At 41.7% G+C, this 20904-nt stretch carries 19 protein-coding genes; 16 read left to right on the forward strand and 3 right to left on the reverse strand.

Annotated features, from left to right (window positions below):
- Positions 1–171: 171 nt before the first annotated feature.
- The 14 genes from BRLA_RS05100 to BRLA_RS05165 all read left to right on the forward strand — a co-directional run bounded on the left by BRLA_RS05100 (position 172) and on the right by BRLA_RS05165 (position 15956).
- The gene (locus tag BRLA_RS05100; RefSeq protein ID WP_003335091.1) at positions 172–1971 is read left to right on the forward strand and encodes a M3 family oligoendopeptidase; all 1800 of its coding nucleotides are present in this window, start codon (positions 172–174) and stop codon (positions 1969–1971) included.
- A 116-nt stretch (positions 1972–2087) separates the two neighbouring features.
- Complete coding sequence (locus BRLA_RS05105) at positions 2088–3566, forward strand: aminoacyl-histidine dipeptidase (RefSeq protein WP_003335090.1); 1479 nt, start codon at positions 2088–2090, stop codon at positions 3564–3566.
- Positions 3567–3608: 42 nt separating this feature from the next.
- Positions 3609–5024: a sigma-54 interaction domain-containing protein gene (locus BRLA_RS05110; RefSeq protein ID WP_003335088.1), complete on the forward strand. Its 1416-nt coding sequence runs from the start codon at positions 3609–3611 to the stop codon at positions 5022–5024.
- A gap of 171 nt (positions 5025–5195) precedes the next feature.
- Positions 5196–6560, forward strand: coding sequence for a 4-aminobutyrate--2-oxoglutarate transaminase (gabT, locus tag BRLA_RS05115; RefSeq protein WP_003335087.1), 1365 nt, complete (start codon positions 5196–5198; stop codon positions 6558–6560).
- A gap of 1 nt (position 6561) precedes the next feature.
- A complete protein-coding gene (locus BRLA_RS05120) occupies positions 6562–7986 on the forward strand; it encodes an aldehyde dehydrogenase family protein (RefSeq protein ID WP_003335086.1) in 1425 nt (474 codons plus the stop codon).
- Positions 7987–8257: 271 nt separating this feature from the next.
- A complete protein-coding gene (locus tag BRLA_RS05125; RefSeq protein ID WP_003335085.1) occupies positions 8258–8722 on the forward strand; it encodes a DUF1284 domain-containing protein in 465 nt (154 codons plus the stop codon).
- Between the two features lie 165 nt (positions 8723–8887).
- Positions 8888–9217, forward strand: a complete 330-nt coding sequence (locus BRLA_RS05130; RefSeq protein WP_003335083.1) for a hypothetical protein — start codon at positions 8888–8890, stop codon at positions 9215–9217.
- A gap of 90 nt (positions 9218–9307) precedes the next feature.
- Entirely contained in the window at positions 9308–9835 is a 528-nt protein-coding gene (locus BRLA_RS05135) for an ACT domain-containing protein (RefSeq protein WP_003335082.1), read from the forward strand.
- 561 nt (positions 9836–10396) lie between these two features.
- Positions 10397–11416 (forward strand): cytochrome c oxidase subunit II, encoded by a 1020-nt coding sequence (gene coxB, locus BRLA_RS05140; protein ID WP_003335081.1) that lies wholly within the window; start codon positions 10397–10399, stop codon positions 11414–11416.
- A gap of 36 nt (positions 11417–11452) precedes the next feature.
- On the forward strand, positions 11453–13300 hold the full coding sequence (gene ctaD, locus BRLA_RS05145; RefSeq protein WP_003335080.1) for a cytochrome c oxidase subunit I: 1848 nt from the start codon (positions 11453–11455) through the stop codon (positions 13298–13300).
- Positions 13300–13926 carry a cytochrome (ubi)quinol oxidase subunit III gene (locus BRLA_RS05150; RefSeq protein WP_003335079.1) on the forward strand — a complete coding sequence of 209 codons (627 nt, stop codon included), beginning with the start codon at positions 13300–13302 and terminating at the stop codon, positions 13924–13926. The genes ctaD and BRLA_RS05150 overlap by 1 nt, the downstream gene beginning before the upstream one ends.
- A gap of 1 nt (position 13927) precedes the next feature.
- A complete protein-coding gene (locus BRLA_RS05155; RefSeq protein WP_003338982.1) occupies positions 13928–14242 on the forward strand; it encodes a cytochrome C oxidase subunit IV family protein in 315 nt (104 codons plus the stop codon).
- A gap of 318 nt (positions 14243–14560) precedes the next feature.
- The gene (locus tag BRLA_RS05160) at positions 14561–15466 is read left to right on the forward strand and encodes a cytochrome c oxidase assembly protein (RefSeq protein ID WP_003335076.1); all 906 of its coding nucleotides are present in this window, start codon (positions 14561–14563) and stop codon (positions 15464–15466) included.
- A 31-nt stretch (positions 15467–15497) separates the two neighbouring features.
- Positions 15498–15956, forward strand: coding sequence for a DUF420 domain-containing protein (locus tag BRLA_RS05165; protein WP_003335075.1), 459 nt, complete (start codon positions 15498–15500; stop codon positions 15954–15956).
- 159 nt (positions 15957–16115) lie between these two features.
- On the opposite strand, the gene gerQ is transcribed toward BRLA_RS05165, so the two are convergent.
- The gene (gene gerQ / locus BRLA_RS05170) at positions 16116–16598 is read right to left on the reverse strand and encodes a spore coat protein GerQ (protein ID WP_003335074.1); all 483 of its coding nucleotides are present in this window, start codon (positions 16596–16598) and stop codon (positions 16116–16118) included.
- 18 nt (positions 16599–16616) lie between these two features.
- Entirely contained in the window at positions 16617–17039 is a 423-nt protein-coding gene (locus tag BRLA_RS05175; RefSeq protein WP_003335073.1) for a cell wall hydrolase, read from the reverse strand.
- Positions 17040–17223: 184 nt separating this feature from the next.
- Here BRLA_RS05175 and BRLA_RS05180 point away from each other — a divergent pair, with 184 nt between their 5' ends.
- Together BRLA_RS05180 and ald are read left to right on the forward strand one after the other, a co-directional pair.
- Positions 17224–18633, forward strand: coding sequence for an amino acid permease (locus BRLA_RS05180; RefSeq protein ID WP_003335071.1), 1410 nt, complete (start codon positions 17224–17226; stop codon positions 18631–18633).
- 258 nt (positions 18634–18891) lie between these two features.
- Positions 18892–20016, forward strand: coding sequence for an alanine dehydrogenase (gene ald, locus BRLA_RS05185; protein ID WP_003335070.1), 1125 nt, complete (start codon positions 18892–18894; stop codon positions 20014–20016).
- Between the two features lie 197 nt (positions 20017–20213).
- Here the strand turns inward: ald and BRLA_RS05190 are convergent, their stop codons facing one another.
- A complete protein-coding gene (locus BRLA_RS05190) occupies positions 20214–20789 on the reverse strand; it encodes a YqaA family protein (protein ID WP_003335069.1) in 576 nt (191 codons plus the stop codon).
- Positions 20790–20904: the final 115 nt, after the last annotated feature.

The following is a 20904-nucleotide window of genomic DNA, read 5'->3' on the forward strand; positions in this document are numbered from 1 at the left end:
TATACACTCCGGCACCTTGCTTTTCACCTTTACCTAGTTTTGCGTTATCGTTTACAATCAAAAAATTTTTTTCGGTAAAAAAAGCATACCATTCTAGCAGGAAACAGGTACAATGAGAGCTAAGACTTATACATAACAGGCGAGTTTTGCCAAGACAAAGGAGGATATTACATGCTACAAAATCTTAAACCCGTATGGGACTTAGATAGCATCTTTCCTGGAGGAAGCGAATCAAAGGAATTTGCTGCATTCTTGGATAAATTAAAGGAACAAACGTCTTCTTTAACGGCTGATTTAAAAGCGTTAGAAGCTCCTACATCGCTAGAGCAGCTAAAAAAATTAGAAGCGATTGTAGCACGTTTTGAACAAGTACGCTCTGATTGGATGCAGGCAAGTTCATTCGTCTCCTGCCTTGAGGCACAGAATGTACATGATGGAAAAGCTCATTTCCTACGTGACCGTGTAACACAATTAGGAGCGGCAAATCAAGAAACAGGAACATTGTTTGATCAGTACATTTTAGAAGTGCCTGAGGAGCTTTGGAAGCAATTCCTAGCGTTAGATAGTATGAAACCAATTGCTTTTATTCTAGATGAGCGCCGTCAATTAGGGGCAGCTAAGCTTCCTACTGAGCAAGAGATTTTGGCAGGAAACTTAGCAGTAGATGGGTATCATGCATGGTCGCAGTTATATGACGTGATCGTTGGACGCATGCATATCCCAAGTGAGAAAGATGGGAAAATTGAGAATTTATCAGTTGGGCAAGCCTTTAACCTGCTATCTGATACTGATCCTACAGTTCGCAAGCAGATGTTTGCCAATTGGAAGCAAGCTTGGTCTGAAAATGAAGACCTATGCGCAAAAGCATTGAATCATTTAAGTGGTTTCCGTTTAGCCTTATATAAAGAGCGTAAATGGGATGACTTTTTGAAAGAGCCGGTCGAGATTTGTCGTATGAGTGAGAAGACGCTGAATGTCATGTGGGAGGTTGTAGAGAAGAATCGTGAGCGCCTCGTTCCTTATTTAAAACGGAAAAAGGAATTACTTGGCATCGATTCTCTGTCTTTCTACGATTGGACGGCACCATTGCCTGGCAGTACCAGCAAAATGAGCTATGATGAAGCAGCCCAATTCATTACAGAGCAGTTTGAGAAATTTAGTCCAAAAATGGCTGAATTCGCAACAATGGCTTTTGAAAAACATTGGATTGAAGCTGAGGATCGTCCTGGTAAGCGACCAGGTGGCTTCTGCACCGATTTACAGTCCAGCAAAGAAACGCGTATTTTCATGACGTTTGACGGTAGTATGTCTAGCACCTCTACACTAGCTCATGAATTGGGACATTCCTATCACACGTATGTAATGAAGGATTTGCCTGAGCTGGCGAAGGATTATGCCATGAACGTTGCCGAAACAGCTTCCACCTTTGCAGAATTAATCGTGAAGGATGCTGCCTTAAAAAATGCCAAATCTGATGCAGAACGTATTTCCATGATCGATGATAAGCTTGGTGATGCCGTTTCCTTCTTTATGGATATCTTTACTCGCTTTACATTTGAGAAGAAATTCTACGAACAACGCAAGAATGGAATGCTAAGTGCGGAAGAAATGAATCAACTAATGGAAGAAGCGCAGAAGTTCGCATTTGCGGGAGCTTTAGACGAATACTTCCCTAACTTCTGGTCCGCTAAGCTTCACTTCTATATTAGTGATGTTCCGTTCTATAACTTCCCATACACATTCGGATACATGTTAAGTGCTGGTTTGTTTGCGCAGGCACAAAAAGAAGGGGCTTCCTTTGAGGAAAAATATATTGACTTCTTAAAAGACACAGGTCGCATGACAGTAGAAGATCTGGCGAAGGCTCATCTACATGTAGATTTGACACAACCAGATTTCTGGCAAAGTGCTGTAGATGCTGCTTTGGCAAACATTGATGAATTTATGACGCTTACAGAGAAAAAAGCGTAAAAATTCTATCTAACGTAACAAGCAGGAAGAAAAGGGAAAAGCTCTCATATAAGAGGGCTTTTTCCTGCATCTAAAGCAATCATCTAATCTACTAATTTAGAAGCGAGGGACTACATATGGCTAAAACACTCCAGGAAGTTTTACAGCATCCCGTATTTCATTATTTTGCAGAAATATCAAAAATTCCAAGGGGATCAGGCAATGAACAAGCAATCAGTACCTATCTATTAGATTTTGCGGCACAGCATGGATTAGATGCTACACGGGATGAGGCATTAAATGTAGTGATTCGCAAGCCAGCTTCCGCAGGTTATGAGGCATTGCCCACCATTATTTTACAAGGGCATATGGATATGGTTTGTGAAAAAAATCAAGGAACCGTACATAATTTTCTAACAGATCCCATTCAGCTACGGGTAGTGGACAATATGCTATATGCTACGGAGACCACATTAGGTGCAGATAACGGTATAGCCGTAGCTTACATGCTTGCTCTGCTAGCTGATACGACTCTCATGCATCCTGCCCTAGAAGCACTTATAACCACCGAGGAGGAGTCATCAATGGGTGGGGCTATGCATTTTGATTTTAATCAATTAAAGGGCTCCATTCTGCTTAATATTGATTCGGAAGAAGAAGGACGTTTGCTGGTAAGCTGTGCAGGTGGTGTCACGGCGAGACAACGACTTGAAATAGAATGGGCTGACGCCGATGACCAAAGTACCGCATTTCGATTGTCTGTACATGGATTACAAGGAGGGCATTCAGGGGCTGAGATTCATAAGGGTCGCGGCAATGCTAATAAACTGCTAGGTCGTGTGCTGCATGGTCTTCAGCAAGTGATTCCTTATCAGCTCCAACATGTGCAAGGTGGAATGAAAACCAATGCGATTCCCCGAGAGGCAGAGGCCATTTTGTATATAAAAAAGGAAGAAATAGAAAAAGCAAAGCAGCTAGTGGGCGATCTTCAAGAACGATTTGTTACAGAATTACGGGCAAGTGATCCAGAGGTTTGTGTCAAACTCACAGAAGCACAAGGGAAAGAAAAGCGTGTATTTTCTACCCAGACATGTGAACATGTACTTGCCTCTCTGATGCTCACACCAAATGGAGCTCAAAGCATTAGCCAAGAAATCGAAGGACTCGTAGAAAGCTCCACGAATTTAGGTGTTATACGAACAGATGACACTTACATTTATTTGGAAAATGAGGTAAGAAGCTCTGTGGCTAGCTTAAAGGGAGCTATTGTGAAACAGCTGGAAATGCTCGCCTCCTTAACAGGCTCTGAGCTTATCACCGATTCCGATTACCCAGAGTGGGCATACCGCCCGGATTCTGTGATTCGGGAGATTTGTGAGCAGGTATATGGAAAGATGAATGGTCAAAAACCAGAAATTACGGCGGTTCATGCTGGCTTAGAATGCGGTGTATTTGCAGAGAAAAATCCCAACCTAGATATGATCTCTTTTGGGCCAAATATTTATGGGGCACATACCCCACAAGAGCATGTTGAAATTGATTCAGTGACTCGCATTTGGGAATATCTAGTAGAAATTCTGGCTGCAATGAAAGAGGCCGAGCGTTTCGCTTCATAGCAGGCGTGTTATGATGGAGGAAAAGATTTACGGAGGATAAAGATGGACAAGGCAGACACGGACAAATGGATGGGTCGTATTTTAGAACAGATCGTCCACTATTCGCATGAGCACCTGCTTATTACCGATGGAGATGGTGTAGTTCGGCTAGTTGGGCCTACGTGCGAAGCTATTTATGGTAAAAAGCAACAGGAATTACTTGGACGAAATGTAAGGGAATTGGAGGAAGCTAAAATTTTTTCTCCGTCCGCTACTCGTTTGGTTCTGGAATCAGGGGAAGCCCAGACAATGATGCAGGAGACGATTTATAAGCAAAAGCTGATGGTGTCTGCCTTTCCCATTTGGAATACGCCTGATGAATTGGAAGGTGTAGTTAGTTTTTCACATGATTTGACTGAGATTCTTGAATTAAAACGCCGCTATGAAAATCTAACACAGCAATTGAAGCAATTCGAAAATGAGATTGAGGAACTGCGTGAGAAAAATAGTGGTTCCGATCAAGTTGTAGCAGTTAGCCCAGCTATGAAAGAAATTTATCGTTTAGTAGAAAAAGTAGCGGGGGTAGATTCAACGGTTCTTATTTTAGGGGAATCAGGCGTGGGGAAAAACGTTATCGCCCGGGAAATACATCAGAGAAGCCGTCGTTCACACGGAGAATTGGTGGAAATTAATTGCGGGTCAATACCCGATGGACTACTAGAGTCTGAGCTATTTGGTTATGAGGCAGGTTCTTTTACGGGAGCTGCTAAAGCCGGGAAGATGGGGATAATCGAACGGGCTAATCAGGGAACCCTATTCCTAGATGAATTGGGAGAGCTACCCTTGTCCTTACAAGCCAAGCTGTTAAAAGTCATTCAGGAAAAGCGGCTACAGCGTATCGGAAGCACTACGTATCGAGAGGTGGATTTTCGCCTAATTGCGGCTACGAATCGAGATTTGGAGGAAATGGTCAGGAATGGGACGTTCCGCCAAGACCTGTACTTTCGCTTACATGTGATTCCGTTACGAATACCACCTTTACGTGAGCGAAAGGAAGATATCGCTGCCCATTTGAAATGGACCTTACGTTCTTTAAATGATCGGTACGGGCTACAAAAGCGACTTTCCTCTCAAGCGACCCAAGTACTCCTGCAATATGAATGGCCGGGTAATGTTCGAGAGCTTGAGAACGTTTTAGAAAGAATAGTTGTCATTGCTGACGAGGATACGCTAACAGCCGAACATCTACCAGCTGAAATCAGTTCGTTACGTCTTCCTGCAATTCTCTCAGGTGAACATTCCTTACCTCCAACTGTTCCCCTGAAAGAAGCTGTGGAGAGATTAGAGAAAAGTATGCTAGAACAGGCAGCTAACATTTGCCAGACAACGGTAGAAATGGCACAGATGTTAGGAATCAGTCAGCCTTCTGTAGTGAGGAAGGTAAAAAAGTATCAGATAAAACGATTCAAAAATGAATAATTATTTATAAATGAATAAAAATCTGATTTCTAGATAGAGTGTTTTGTATGGTCATGTTATTTTCTCCGCTTCAATACTTTGGCACGATAATTGCTAATAATAAAATAGTAGAAAATTGGCTGAGTAGCAAATATATAAAAGCGTAGCCAAAATATGAAGGGGGAGTATAACATGGCAACTACTAGATGCGTATCCATAAACACCAGCATTCCTGGACCAAAATCAATGGAGCTGATTGAGAAGCGAAAGACCTATGTACCTAAAGGTGTAGGTAATAATTCTCCTATTTTTGTAGAAAAGGCAGATGGGGCATTGGTTCATGATGTAGATGGTAACGTGTTGCTTGATTTTGCAGGCGCAATTGGAACATTGAATGTAGGGCACCGCCCGGAGGAAGTCGTTGAAGCCATCAAAGCCCAGTTAGATAAATACATTCATACATGCTTTCATGTAGCGATGTATGAGCCCTATCTTGCTCTTGCTGAAAAATTGGCAGAAATCACTCCAGGCTCTTTTGAGAAAAAAACAATTTTATTGAACAGTGGGGCAGAGGCAGTTGAGAATGCCGTAAAAATTGCTCGTAAATATACAGGCAGATCAGGTATCGTTTCATTTACACGCGGATTTCATGGGCGAACATTGCTCGGCATGTCTCTTACCAGTAAAGTGAAGCCATACAAATTCCAAATGGGTCCGTTCGCACCAGCTATCTATAAAGCGATGTTTCCCTATCCCCTACATCGTCCAGTTGGTATGACAGAAGAGGAGTATGCTGAGTTCTGTGTTGGAAAATTTGAGGATTTCCTGTACACAGAAGTAGCCCCAGAAGAATTGGCTGCAGTAATTATGGAGCCGGTACAAGGCGAAGGTGGCTTTATAGTTCCACATCAAAGATTCGTGCAAGGCATATATAACATCTGCCGCAAGCATAACATTTTATTTATTGCCGATGAGGTACAAACAGGCTTTGGGCGCACCGGTGAGATGTTTGCCTCCACGCATTTTGGTATTGAGCCAGATTTGATTACTATGTCTAAGTCTCTTGCGGCTGGTTTACCTATCAGTGCAGTTCTCGGACGTGCGGAAATTATGGACGCACCTGCGCCTGGAGAAATTGGCGGAACCTATGGAGGAAGTCCGCTTGGATGCGTGGCCGCCCTAGCTGTTATTGAGAAGATAGAAAAAGAACATCTAGTAGAACGATCTCGCCAGATTGGTGAACAAATCATGGAGAATTTTACTGCCTTACAACAAGAGGTGCCGATTATCGCAGAAGTTCGCGGGTTAGGGGCAATGTGTGCCATTGAACTTATTCATCCTTCGACCAAGCAGCCGATGAAAGAATTTACGGCTATTTATACAAAAGCCTTATGTGAACAAGGTGTCATTGTGCTATCAGCAGGTGTACATGGGAATGTGTTACGCTTTTTGACACCACTTGTTATTACTGATGAGCAATTGCAAGAAGGTCTAAGCATAATGAACCGTCTTTTAGTCAGCATGTATCAATCAACAGTAGCGACGGAGGTAAAATAACATGAAGAAGCATTTATATATCAACGGTACTTGGAAGGAAGCAAAGGAATACCAAGCACTTACATCACCATTTTCGAAAGAAGTCATTGCACAGATTGGTCAGGCTGATCGAGATGATGTAGAGGAAGCGATTGAGGCGGCAAAGCAGGCAACTGCGATTATGGCGAAAATGCCTGCCCACCAAAGAGCTACCATTCTGGAAAAAGCAGCGGCGATTATGGAAAATCGCAAGGAAGAATTAGCTCGACTCCTAGCATTAGAAGCGGCTAAACCATTGAAGACTGGTCGAGCAGAACTAGCCCGTACCATTCAAACCTATAAATTTGCTGCGTCAGAAGCCCGGAGTATTCACGGTGAAACCGTTCCGTTAGATGCCGCTCCTGGCGGAGAAGGCCGACTTGCTTTTACTGTACGCAAGCCAATCGGGGTTGTAGGGGCAATTACTCCATTTAATTTCCCATATAATCTCGTAGCACATAAAGTAGGCCCAGCTATTGCTGCCGGTAATACAGTCGTTTTAAAACCTGCTGGGCAAACTCCACTCGCCTCCTTGGTATTGGCTGAGATTTTTGAAGAAGCAGGTTTACCAGCAGGGGCACTTAATGTGTTGCCAGGGAAAGGAAGCGTAGTTGGAGAGGCACTTGTTACAGACCCACGTATTGCGGCTATTACCTTTACTGGCAGCCCAGAGGTTGGAATCTCTCTAAAGGGAAAAGCAGGATTAAAACGCGTTACTTTAGAATTAGGCTCCAATGCGGCACTGATTATCAATGATGATGTAGAGTTGACCCAAGAGCTGATTGATCGTTGTACATTTGGTGCATTCACATTTGCAGGACAGGTTTGTATTTCTGTACAACGGATATTTGTACACGAGAGCAAATTTGCAGACTTTGTGGAAAAGATGAAGCTAGCCGCAGAGAAGATGGTAGTGGGAGATCCGCTTGATGAGGCAACGGATCTGTCCTCCTTAATAGCTCCAAAAGAAATTGATCGAATGGAGGAATGGGTTAGTCAGGCTCAGAGCTTAGGTGCTAACGTGGTGACAGGTGGGAAAAGACTGGCTGAGCGTTTGTATGCACCAACGATTCTAACCGATGTGCCTACTCATGCAAAGGTATCTTGCCAAGAAGTGTTTGGACCACTAGTAATGATAACCCCATTTTCAACATTAGATGAAGCAATTGCAATGGTTAATGATTCTCGTTATGGCCTACAGGCAGGTATTTATACAAATAATATTCATGCAGCGATGAAAGCGGCCGAAGAGCTTGAGGTCGGTGGCGTCATGATTAATGATTTTCCAACATTCCGCGTAGATAACATGCCGTATGGTGGTGTTAAGGAAAGCGGTTTTGGTCGTGAGGGCATTAAATATGCTGTTGAAGAAATGACTGAATTAAAGCTAATCAGTATCAAGTTATAATTAGGATAAAATTGGAAGAGGTCAGAAAGCAGGGAATAAATATCCCTATGAAGAAATAATTACATTTGTTCAAAAATAAGAAAAGATGGTATTATGAATGCAAGGATCTTTGTCCATATTGTTTTTTTCATAGACAAAGTTCACTTACTACCCAATCCAAATCTTTACCCTGTTCGAGCAGTTTGCTTGGATGGGGTATTTTTTTATTCGTTTTTAGGTGGGGCTTTGGGGGATTACATGCTATAGTCGAAATGACACGGGAGCTGGTTGGGTGGTAACAGATAGAGATGCCAAAAATAGTATTACATTACGCGGACATCATTTATTGTGTGTACATGGGTTTAGGGGAATGGGTTATAGCCCGGCCTTTGCGGTCAAAATGAAGGAGATTGTTGAAAGAATTAGGGATCATCAAGACGATTTCCCTATTCGAGTGGTTCATGCTTTAGATGATACCTGTCAATATTGTCCGAATAAAGGAGAAGGGATTTGTGTAGCTGACCCAACCTCAGAAGAGCATGTGCAGGCAATGGATTTGGCTGCTCTTGAGCAACTGGGTCTGATACCTGGACATATATACCGCAAGTCTGAATTGATTGAGCGGACAAAAAACAGGGTGGAGCCTGCCGACTTAGATCGGATTTGTGCAGGCTGCTCTTGGTTATCTTACGGTGTTTGCAAAAAAGGAGTTGCGTTGCTAAAGGAAAACAAGTACATGGAGATAGATGCCATTTGATGGTGTAGAGCAGGGAGCAGATCACTTTATCGCAGCAGTAGCAAGATCTGTACAAATCTTTTAGGCTTAGTCCATCGAGCATTTTTTAGTCAGGCTCTGTATGGAAAGGTATGGAAAAGGAGAGAGCAGGGCATAAAGAAAGAAAAAAGCAGGTAAAGAAAGGAGATGTCTTACTTGTCAACAACACCAGCTCCTGATAAAAAACCATATTATTTATCCATTCACCCTCATTCTGTAAAGGGAGATATTATCGACAATCCTACAGATACGTCTTTTGATTATGAAGTATTAGCTACACCAGGCGAGATTAGACAGCTTCAGGAGTTATTTGAAATGGCCTACGACGAAGACCTAGGCGGCGAACCTGAGGAATATGATGAGGCTCTTGATCAGATCTATCAGCTTATTTACCACTTAGGCAGCTCAGACACTCGCAGGAGATTAGAGAGTATTGGCATACATGGTGAAGATCACAGAGGAAGTGCAAATATGTAAAAAAGTAGAGTTTTCCCTTCTGTAGGCATTGCTAATTATCCTCGGACGATGTATATATATGATACATTGACAGACGAGAGGGGAAACAGTATGACAGACTACTCAGGGCTACGCTCATTGGCTAAATTAGTGGAGCGTTTTGAGTCCAACATGGAACAAGTAACACTTACCATCATGACCGCAGATGACCGAGAGCAAATTGTTACTTTGTTACTTGCCGGATTGCACGAATTAAATCCAGATATGCAAATAAAAATAGAAAATAGTACAGGGGAATACGCCAGTCATGTTGCCCAGCTTATCGTGGGAGACAACAAGTATGTGTTCTCCAAGGATTATAGAGAAACCTTTATAAGTGAGATGAATGTATACGCGTGCCGTATAACAGCAGAGACTCATGGGTTATTGGTGTACCATCATGATTACCCTGGCGTTATTCACGATGTTTCACGTATTTTGGCGCAGCATGAAATTAACATTTCAAAATTGAACGTCTCTCGTGAACAAAAGGGAAAGCTGGCGTTGCTGGTTTCACTAACGGATGAGGAGATACCAGCCGAAGCAATTGAACAGATTGAAACGTTGCCTAATGTTACGAAAGCGATTTCATTGCAGTAACTTCAAGGCAAAACAAAAAAGCATCAAAAATGGAGAAAAAGGAAACTAGAGCGGAAAACATGGGTTTTCCGCTCTTTGATAGCGTTTGCAAAACATGATATGATTATTTTGTGATCAATGAAAAAAATCACAAAGGAAAGAGTCACCAGAGTCAAAAGAGTTACATTTGTATGAACAATTTGTGAATTCTTATCGCTCTTTTCCTAAAACAGCCGGAAATTGTTTACAATAGATGTATCTGTTTTTAAAATTAGCTTTTGTCAGTCTAGCCTCAATTTATTGTTTATTTACAATTGCGGCAAAACGACGCTACATATGAATGAGAAGGGGGCTATAATGGAACAGATAACTCAGTTTGTAAAAATTTTCATTTAGTAAGAAGAAAGATTTGTTATCATGATTTGTTCTTTTTACCAAATTTACATAATAACTATTGCCTCTAGTGGTAAATATACGGAGCACATTATAGATAACAAACATGATTGCATTAGTAGACTTAGTGTGATTACTATTAGTAAGTCTATTAAAGGTAAAAAGGAGAGAAAGTGAGGCTAGATCGCAATGATGAGACGATTGCAGCAAGTCGGGCGCCTGCTTCCTATGTTAGTAATGGTAGCGCTTTTACTAACTGGATGTGGCGACCCTTATCTGTCTGCACTGCAGCCTAAAGGGACTGTAGCAGGCATGCAATATGACTTGATTAAGCTTAGTGTTACCATCATGTTAGGCGTCTTCACTGTGGTTGTCGTTATCTTTACCTATGTATTGATCCGATACCGTAAACGTAAGGGCGATAACAGTATTCCAGAACAAATCGAAGGAAACCACAAGTTAGAAATTATTTGGACGGTTATCCCTTTCATTCTTTTGATTGTTCTTGCGATTCCGATGGTTTCGACAACATTTACATTGGCAAAGGATTATTCAAACGACAAGGATGCTCTTCAAGTCAAGGTAACAGGACACCAATTCTGGTGGGAGTTTGAATATCCAGATTTAAAAATTAACACTGCTCAGGAATTATACATCCCTGTCAACAAAAAAGCGTACCTTTCTTTAGAGGCTTCTGATGTTATTCACTCTTTCTGGGTACCAGCACTGGGCGGTAAAAAAGATACAAACCCAGGTATGACCAACCATATGTGGCTAGAAAGTCCAGTTGAAGGAACCTTCCAAGGACGATGTGCCGAGCTCTGTGGTCCGTCTCATGCTTTGATGGATTTCAAAGTAAAGGTTGTATCACAAGAAGAGTTTGATAAATGGGTAGTACAAATGACAAAAGGTGAAAATGCACCTGCTGAAAATAAAGCTGTTGCAACGCAAGGGGAAGAAGTCTTTAAACAAAGCTGTATTTCCTGCCATGCTGTTGATGGCAATGGTGGTAAAATTGGTCCAGACTTAACTAATTTTGGTAATCGCCAAACTGTAGCAGGTGTGTTGCCTAACGACAAGCAACACGTTGCTGAATGGTTGAAGGACCCAGAATCAGTGAAGCCTGGTAACTTGATGCCTAACCTGAAGTTAAATGATGATCAGGTGGATGCTCTTGTTGAATACCTGTCCAGCTTGAAACGTCAATAATAGCTGAATTTTGAATCTAAAAGAGGGGGCAAAACCGTGGCTCAACATGTTCGTCCAAGAAATACGGGCTTGTGGGATTGGATCACAACCGTGGACCATAAAAAAATCGGCGTTCTGTACCTATTAGCCGGTGGATTCTTTTTCTTGCTTGGTGGACTTGAAGCATTGCTGATGCGTATTCAGCTCATGTATCCAAATAGTAAAATGTTCATTGGCTCCACGTTTAATGAATTGCTAACGATGCATGGTACCACTATGATCTTCCTAGCTGCCATGCCATTGATTTTTGCTGTCATGAACGCAATCGTACCGCTACAAATCGGTGCGCGTGACGTAGCATTTCCATTTGTAAACTCACTAGGCTTCTGGCTGTTCTTCTTTGGTGGGTTGTTGCTTAACGTAAGTTGGTTCATGGGCGGTGCACCTGATGTAGGTTGGACAGCGTATGTGCCATTATCTTCAAACACATACAGTCAGACCGCTGGGGTAAGCTTCTATGTACTAGGTTTGCAGATAGCTGGTTTGGGAACATTAATCGGGGGGATTAACTTCCTGGTTACAATCATTAACATGCGCGCACCAGGGATGACCTTTATGCGTATGCCGATGTTTACTTGGACAGCATTTATTACTTCTGCATTAATCTTGTTCGCGTTCCCAGCGATCACTGTAGGTTTAGTTCTATTGATGTTTGACCGAATTTTCGGAGCACAGTTCTTTGAAGTAGCTGGCGGCGGTAACGTACTATTATGGCAGCACTTGTTCTGGATCTTTGGTCACCCAGAGGTTTACATCCTGATACTCCCAGCATTTGGTATGATCTCTGATGTTATCAGTACCTTTGCGAAAAAACGTCTGTTTGGATACTCCGCTATGGTTTTTGCGACCATGGTTATCGGTTTCTTAGGCTTCATGGTATGGGTTCACCATATGTTTACAGTAGGTTTGGGTCCGGTAGCTAACTCGCTCTTCTCGATTGCGACGATGCTGATTGCCGTTCCTACCGGTATTAAAATCTTTAACTGGCTATTCACTCTGTGGGGCGGTCAAATTCGCTTTACCACAGCCAATCTGTTCGCTACAGGCTTTATTCCGACATTTACCATCGGCGGTATGACCGGGGTTATGCTTTCTGTAGCACCAGCAGACTATCAATATCAGGACTCTTACTTTGTAGTAGCTCACTTCCACTATGTTCTTGTTGGTGGTATGGTGCTGGGGCTGTTTGCAGCCTTCTACTACTGGTGGCCAAAAATGTTTGGTAAATTACTAAATGAAGCAATTGGTAAATGGAACTTCTGGCTATTCTTTATCGGTTTCCATTTAACATTCTTCCCTCAGCATTTCCTTGGCTTGATGGGTATGCCGCGTCGTGTATACACCTTCTTACCAGGTCAACAGCTGGAATTAGGAAACTTGATTTCCACTGTAGGTGCCATCATTATGACTGTCGGTACCGTGTTGTTTATTGTTAACGTGATTTACACGAATGCAAAAGGTAAAAAGGCTGTGGCAGATCCATGGGATGGTCGTACGCTTGAGTGGTCAATTCCTTCTCCAGCGCCTGAGTATAACTTTGCTCAAACACCTCGCGTGCGTGGTCTTGATGCTTTCTGGGTTGAGAAAATGGCAGGCAACAAAGCAATGACTCCGGCTGAACCGCTTGGCCCGATTCATATGCCGTCTCCATCTGTTTTGCCATTCCTGATGTCTGTAGGGATGTTTATTGCAGGATTTGGTTTTATCTATCACAAATATGTGCTGGTCTTCGTAGGATTGGGGCTGTTTTTCCTTTGCATGTTTGCCCGTTCCATTAAGGATGACCATGGTTTCCATATCGAAGTAGACGAGATTAAGGAAACAGAAAAAGGGGGTAGGCTGTAATGCAACACACGGATCATGGTGTTCTACCTGCTGAGCCTGAAAAGGCAACCCTTGAAGGCAGAAATAAAATACTAGGCTTCTGGCTTTTCCTAGGTGGAGAAATGGTATTGTTCGGTTCTCTATTTGCCACGTATTTGGCTCTTAGAGATCAATATGTATCAGGACCAGCTCCGCATGAAATCTTTAAAGTTGAACTGGTTGCTATGGCGACAATTTTACTATTGACCAGTTCTTTAACGAGTGTATTTGCCATCATCGGAATGCACCGTCATAACTTCAAAATGATGATGTTCTGGTTTGCTGTAACCGTTGTACTAGGATTTGCGTTCTTAGGGCTAGAAATTTATGAGTTCTATCACTATTACCATGAAGGTCATACAATGACTAGTAGTGCATATGGTTCCGCTTTCTACACGTTAGTCGGATTCCATGGAGCGCACGTATTGTTCGGGGTTACATGGATAGCAACCCTGATGGTTTCTGCTATGAAAAAGGGTCTGACAGTGGTTACTGCACCGAAGTTCTATATTGCAAGCTTGTACTGGCACTTCGTTGACGTAGTGTGGGTATTCATTTTCACAGTCGTGTACCTAATGGGTATCATGTCTGGACAAGGAGGAGCATAAGATGAATCAACACAATCATTCATCTCAACCTTCAAAACATTCCCATGCCCATAACACTAGCATGAAGCCACATATCGTTTCATTTATTTTGTCCATTGTATTAACAGCATTAGCGTTTGCGGCGGTTATCTACATGCCAGATAAAAAAGGTTTCGTTTATCCTTATATTATCCTGTTAGGTACCGTGCAGGCATTAGTGCAATTATACGTGTGGATGCACTTAAAGGATAAAGGTCATCTATTTCCAGTGGTGGCGATTTTTACTGGGGCGTTTATCATGGTAACATGCGTTGTCATGGCGCTGTATTGGGTATAAGGGTAAGGGAGAAGGTCCAACTTTGATTCTACAAAGGTGAAGACTTAGCCCCGATCCTGTTAAAAGCGGGCTACTTGAGTAGCTCGCTTTTTTCGTAAAGACTAGCTTGTTCTGCTAGTAACCAGACTGAGTAATTGGGTTGTTTTAGTGCTTTTGTAGAAATTATGGCAAACAAGTGAACAGGGAGAATGCATTTCCATTCTAACCTACTAAAAAGCAAGTTGGTTGCTAGCTTGTCCGAAATCGGTTCAGTATAATATACATGTATGTTTCCACTTATCAGAAAATAGAAACCTTCCGCATGAGAGGGGGATATGGATGGGTACCCATGAACAGCATTTACTTTTGCATGGTTATCAACCGAAGTTTGCGGAGTTATGGAATCCTGAATTTTTAGCTTTTGTTGTCTTGCTTGGTGTGGCATATTTTATGTTAATTGGCCCATGGCGTAAACGGTTTAGTAATGCAGAGCCTGTTTCAGTAGGAAAGCAGATTACGTTTATGATCGCTCTTCTTACCTTATATGTAGCGATGGGAAGTCCACTCTATTTTTACGGGCATGTGTCGTTTACCTTGCATATGACCCAGCAATCATTGTTAGTAATGATTTTCCCACCACTTTTTGTGCTGGGTCTGCCAGTGTGGTTTATAAGAGCAGTTCTACAACCGGTTTTTGTAAGAAGCTGGTTTGATCGTCTTACAAAACCGTTGATATCTTTATTTATGTTTAATTTATTTTTCTCTGTTTATCATATTCCGCTTGTACTTGATTTCGTGATGCAGTACCATGGAGTTCATATTGCTTATAAGCTCCTGTTATTAATTACAGCCTTCATGATATGGTGGCATATTATCTGTCCAGTTCCAGAGTTACAACGGATTAAAAACGTCAAGCTAATGGGGTATATCTTTGCAGCGGGTGTGCTTATGACACCGGCCTGTGCGTTAATCATATTTGCTTCCCAATTGGTCTATGAATCTTATAGCTATGGACCGCAATTGTTTGCCATCCTACCGATACTCGATGATCAGCAATTGGGTGGTGTTGTGATGAAAATGGTACAGGAAACAGCATATGGAGTTGGGCTATGGCATGTGTTTTCTAAATGGTACCGTGAGGAAAATCCGACAACGGGTATTGATGAAATCGATCCGCTTGAATCCTTTGAACCCATGGAACAGCGAAAAGAACTCACTATCGTTCCCACTAGTGGGCGAGTATAAATTTTAAAAAAGAATAAGAGGAAGTGATCGAGTGCTAACGTTGTTGCCTGCACTTAGTACAAGTTTTATTGCCATCAGTGCAATCCTTGTAGCAATCGGTTGGGTTCAAGTAGCCAAACGAAAATTTGAGGCCCATAAAAAAACAATGATTGTTGCATCCGTGTTTGCCCTAGCATTTTTCATTATTTATATGTCTCGAACGATTTTCGTGGGAAATATGAATTTCGGCGGACCGGATGAATTGCGCTTATACTACCAAATCTTTTTGATATTCCATATCACCTTGGCTACAACAGCAGCCGTTTTTGGATTGGTAACGTTATATTTGGGTTTTACCAAGCAATTTGCTAAGCATCGCAAGTGGGGGCCAGTTACTTCTATTATCTGGTTCGGTACAGCGATTACCGGTATAGCTGTCTACTTTTTGTTGTTTATCATTTATCCAGGTGGAGAGACATCAAGCTTATTCCGAACCATTTTGGGCTTCTAAGCAAAGAATAACATACCCATTCAAAAAGCAAGCAACAAGCCTCCAGATTTACTTTCAAGTGTACGCGGAGGCTTGTTGCTTATATTGTTCCACTACTCATAATAGGGAACCAGATTATTTGTACATGGACGAGTTATCTCTCTTGGTAATGACTAAGGACTAACGTGTACGAGCAAATGGATTTACTGGTGGAATGTAGTTAATTTCTTCATCAAAGGTAACATAATTTAGGTTTAGCATCAGAAGCAAATAACGCATACCGGTTTGCGGATCACTAAGGATGATATGATCTCGACCAGCAGTTTCGATGACTCCGCGGAAAATTTTTGCATTCCATTCGCTGTTATTTTCATAGGTCATATAGAAGGTACCGACTTTTCCTCGATTGAGACGTAAAATATTTTCTACGTATGATTCTTCGACTACTGGAAGGGGACCACCGGGTATAAAGCTCCCATTTGCATTCGGAGGCACGAGTTGCTGGGGCTGTTGCTGGATTTGTAGGTTAGGGCTTACCTGTGTAGGACCCATTTGTGCGGATGGTGTCTGCTGTTGTGGAGTAGGGTAACATGGATACATATAGCATTGTGGATAATAAGAAGTGGGCTCGAATTCTTGCTGAGCATAAGTATTATAATACATCTGGTTTTTCTCTCCTCTTTAATAAACTCTAGGGCAATCCTGAACGGTTGGTGCAAAGAAACAATGTGCCTTAAATCGTCCTGTGTTTCTCTGGTTGAACCAAGTGGGAGGGCAGCTACCTACCGGGCGAAAGAACCAAAGTCCGTTGCTTGCAGGATGTGTCCTTTCTCCATTAATTACGCGTTTGGCCAAACGTTTCTCTGATTCTCTAGCCATTTGATAGAAATACGGTTTTTGAACAGATTCATATCCGCCGGGACTTTGATATACCATTTGAGGGATGGTTCGTATGTTTTTAAAATCTAAGCAGTTGGCAAGGACACGGTTAACAGAAACATTTCCAACCATTAACATTCCAAGAGGTCCTTCTCCTTCAGCTTCTGCTCGAAGTAGCCTAGCTAGCATGTTAAGATCACTGGTGTTGTACTTAATAACAGCCATTCATTCACCTCCCCTTTATCTCTCCTCTTTCAATATATAAGTGTTTTCTTCGATAGGTGATTGTACAGTATAAAAAAACGAGTTTTTTTGAATTTTTAAGAAAAATCTATAAATAGAACAAAATGAATATTGTGTGGTAGGATACTTATGTGAAGGAAACAGTTATCAATCAAGGGGGGGCAATATGAGCAATCTTTTGAGAAAAAAATCAGTTACTGACTTATTGCAACAAGGTCAAAACAAATCATTAAACAAAACACTAACATCCTTTGATCTTTCTTTACTAGGCATTGGGGCAGTGCTAGGAACTGGTGTTATGGTACTTACAGGTATTGTAGCAGCTAGAGATGCTGGTCCTGCTGTTATTCTTTCGTTTATGATTGCTGCACTTGTTTGTGGTTTTGCTGCCTTTTGCTACTCAGAATTTGCTTCGACCATCCCGGTTTCTGGAAGCGCTTACACCTATACGTATGCAACACTAGGTGAATTTGTAGCGCATCTGATGGGATGGACATTATTATCTGTTTATTTTCTTACCACTTCAGCAGTTGCTGTTGGATGGTCTGCTTATTTTAATAATCTGCTGACTGGTTTTGGCTGGGGTTTGCCTGAACAGTTGGTCAGTACGCCGATGAGTGGCGGAATTATTAATCTACCGGCTGTTATCATTGTCTTACTAATCACTTTTGTATTATCTCGTGGAACAAAAGAAAGTAAGAAGTTTAACAACTTCATGGTATTAGTAAAGCTACTGGTGATCTTACTGTTTATCGCTGTAGGTGTATTTTATGTTAAGCCTGAAAATTGGAACCCATTCTTGCCGTATGGCGTTGAAGGAGTTTTTGCTGGAGCAGCAGCGGTATTCTTTGCGTTCCTAGGCTTTGATGCAGTATCAACCTCTGCAGAGGAGTGTAAAAACCCGCAAAAGGCTTTGCCAGTAGGGATTATCTCATCACTTGTTGTTTGTACGATCCTTTATGTTATTGTGTGTCTTATCATGACAGGCATCACTTCTTATAAGAACTTAGATGTACCTGAAGCAATGGCGTATGTCCTGGAGATTGTAGGTCAGGATACGGTAGCGGGAATCGTTGCTGTAGGAGCCGTTATTGGTATTATGGCAGTTATTTTTGCTTATGTATTTGCTGGCACTCGTGTAATCTTTGCGATGAGTCGCGATGGGCTACTTCCAAAACGCTTCTCTAGTGTTAATAAAACAGATACACCTGTATTTTCTACATGGCTAACAGGATTACTCAGTGGTGGAATTGCAGGATTTGTAGAAATTAAGGAACTATCTAATTTAGCAAATATCGGTGCGTTACTCACGTTTGCTATGGTTGCATTATCAGTTATCGTACTTCGTAAAACGCATCCAAATTTGGAGCGTGGCTTTAAGGTTCCATTAGTTCCGTTCATTCCTATCTTAACAATGGTATTCTGTGCGTTCCTCATGATTAATCTTCCAGGAGCAACCTGGATGTATTTTGCAATCTGGGTGGCCATCGGAACGGTTGTCTATTTTGTCTACTCTAAGAAACATAGTTTGCTAGAGAACGTGGGCTCTTCGGACGGATCTAAGAAAAAAAGGTAATTTGATAGGTAAAAATCATATTTTCATGTAAAGATAAGAACAAGTCACCAGTAGGGGATAGCTGGTGACTTGTTCTTTTTATATACTTCAAAACTATCAAACAACTTAGGAGAATGTGAATTTATAGATTTTTTGTAAGCGCTTTCATTTTCGGTTCTTACATGATACAATCAATGCGTGGATAAAGCTTCTACTTTTGAATTAATCATCAGAACTGTTTGAAACTATTTATGTTTAACTTACTGAGGAGGTCGAAACATGCGCATCGGTATTCCAAAGGAAATTAAAAACAATGAAAATCGAGTAGCTATGACACCAGCAGGAGCAATGAATTTGGTGAAGAATGGACATGAAATCTTCATCGAAACATCCGCAGGGTTTGGCTCTGGATTTACTGATGAACAATTTGTAGCAGCTGGGGCTAAAATCGTCCAGACTGCACAAGAAGCTTGGGGAATGGACATGGTTATGAAAGTTAAGGAACCATTGCCTTCCGAATATCAATATTTCCGTGAAGGACTTATTCTGTTCACATACTTACATTTAGCTCCAGAACCAGAATTAACGAAAGCGTTAGTTGATAATAAAGTTATAGGGATCGCTTATGAAACCGTTCAACTGAGCAATGGCTCACTTCCGTTGTTAACTCCTATGTCAGAGGTTGCAGGGCGCATGTCTACCCAAATCGGCGCTCAGTTCCTGGAAAAACAGGAAGGCGGTAAAGGTATTCTCCTCGGCGGTGTGCCAGGGGTCCAACGTGGCAAAGTAACCATTGTTGGCGGAGGAGTAGCCGGTACTAATGCGGCGAAAATGGCAGTAGGTTTAGGTGCTGATGTTACCATTATCGACCTAAATCCTGATCGCTTGCGTCAAATAGAAGATATTTTTGGACATAGCGTAAAAACCCTGATGTCCAATCCCTTTAATATTGCACATGCCGTACAGGAATCTGATCTAGTGATTGGGGCTGTTCTTATTCCAGGAGCAAAAGCACCAAAATTGGTTTCAGAGGAAATGGTTAAATCCATGCAACCAGGCTCGGTTCTAGTAGATATTGCGATTGACCAAGGCGGTATTTTTGAAACAACCGATCGTATCACTACTCATGATAACCCAACGTATGAAAAACATGGTGTAGTGCATTATGCGGTGGCTAATATGCCTGGCGCTGTTCCACGCACATCTACGTTTGCTTTGACAAACGTGACGGTTCCATATGCGGTGCAAATCGCCAATAAAGGCTATCAAAAGGCATGCTTAGAAAACCCTGCATTACTAAAAGGTATAAATACATTGAATGGACATGTAACATATCAGGCTGTTGCACAAGCATTGGGCTATGAGTCTGTAGATGCGAAGGAATTGCTAGAGCAGCAAAGCTAAAAAGCATAGAGTTGATATAAAAAGGGCTATCGTACATCGTAGAAGATGGATAGCCCTTTTTGGTGTGGTTCTTATTGTTTGTCTTATTGTTTGAGAGTTTCGTATTTTACAATCATCGCTGAACAAAAAGTCATCTCGACCAAAGGACTCTACTTTGAATGTAGGAGCCTCAAGGGCCAGGATAGCGATTAAAACCTTTACTTTTTAGCAGCACGTCGCTTTCTTATTTGCATAAAGATCAGCCAGCCTACGGCAAGTAGAACAGCTACAATTAAAAGAGAAACATCCATATACTCATCAATTAACAATTTTGCTTGCTTTCCATATAAATGGAAGATTAAACCGATGAGAAAAAATTTAAAACCTCGACCAATAACAGCATAAACCATTAGTTTTTTGAAGGAGAAGCCGAGTACACCAGATAGGATGGTAAATACCTTAAAAGGAATAGGTGTAAATGAGCCAATGATAATGGCAGCATCACCGTTTTTAGTCATTTGTTCTGTAGCGAGACTGATCCATTTTTCCGGAACGATTTTGTCCATCAGCGGTTTACCAAACAGTTTACCGAGAATAAAGCCGCATGGTGCCCCCAGTAGAGAGCCGATGAAAGCAAAGAGAGCATATTCAATAGCAAGTGAAGGCTCCAATAGACTCATTGCAATTTGTAAAAAGAATGGGGGAAACGGCAAGATGATTGAATCTAGAAAGGAGAGTGTAAATAATCCCCACGCTCCGTATTGCTGAAAGATTTCATTGATTTGGTCAAGCATCGTAGTCTCCTTTATGTATAAAGTCGATTTTTCTTGTAGTCAAGGATCGAACAAAATTCGTACTTATTTAGATGTATGGTCGTCCAGTCTGGGATATGACAAGTTCGACCAATAT

The sequence above is a fragment of the Brevibacillus laterosporus LMG 15441 genome, assembly GCF_000219535.2.
Lineage (GTDB): Bacteria > Bacillota > Bacilli > Brevibacillales > Brevibacillaceae > Brevibacillus_B > Brevibacillus_B halotolerans.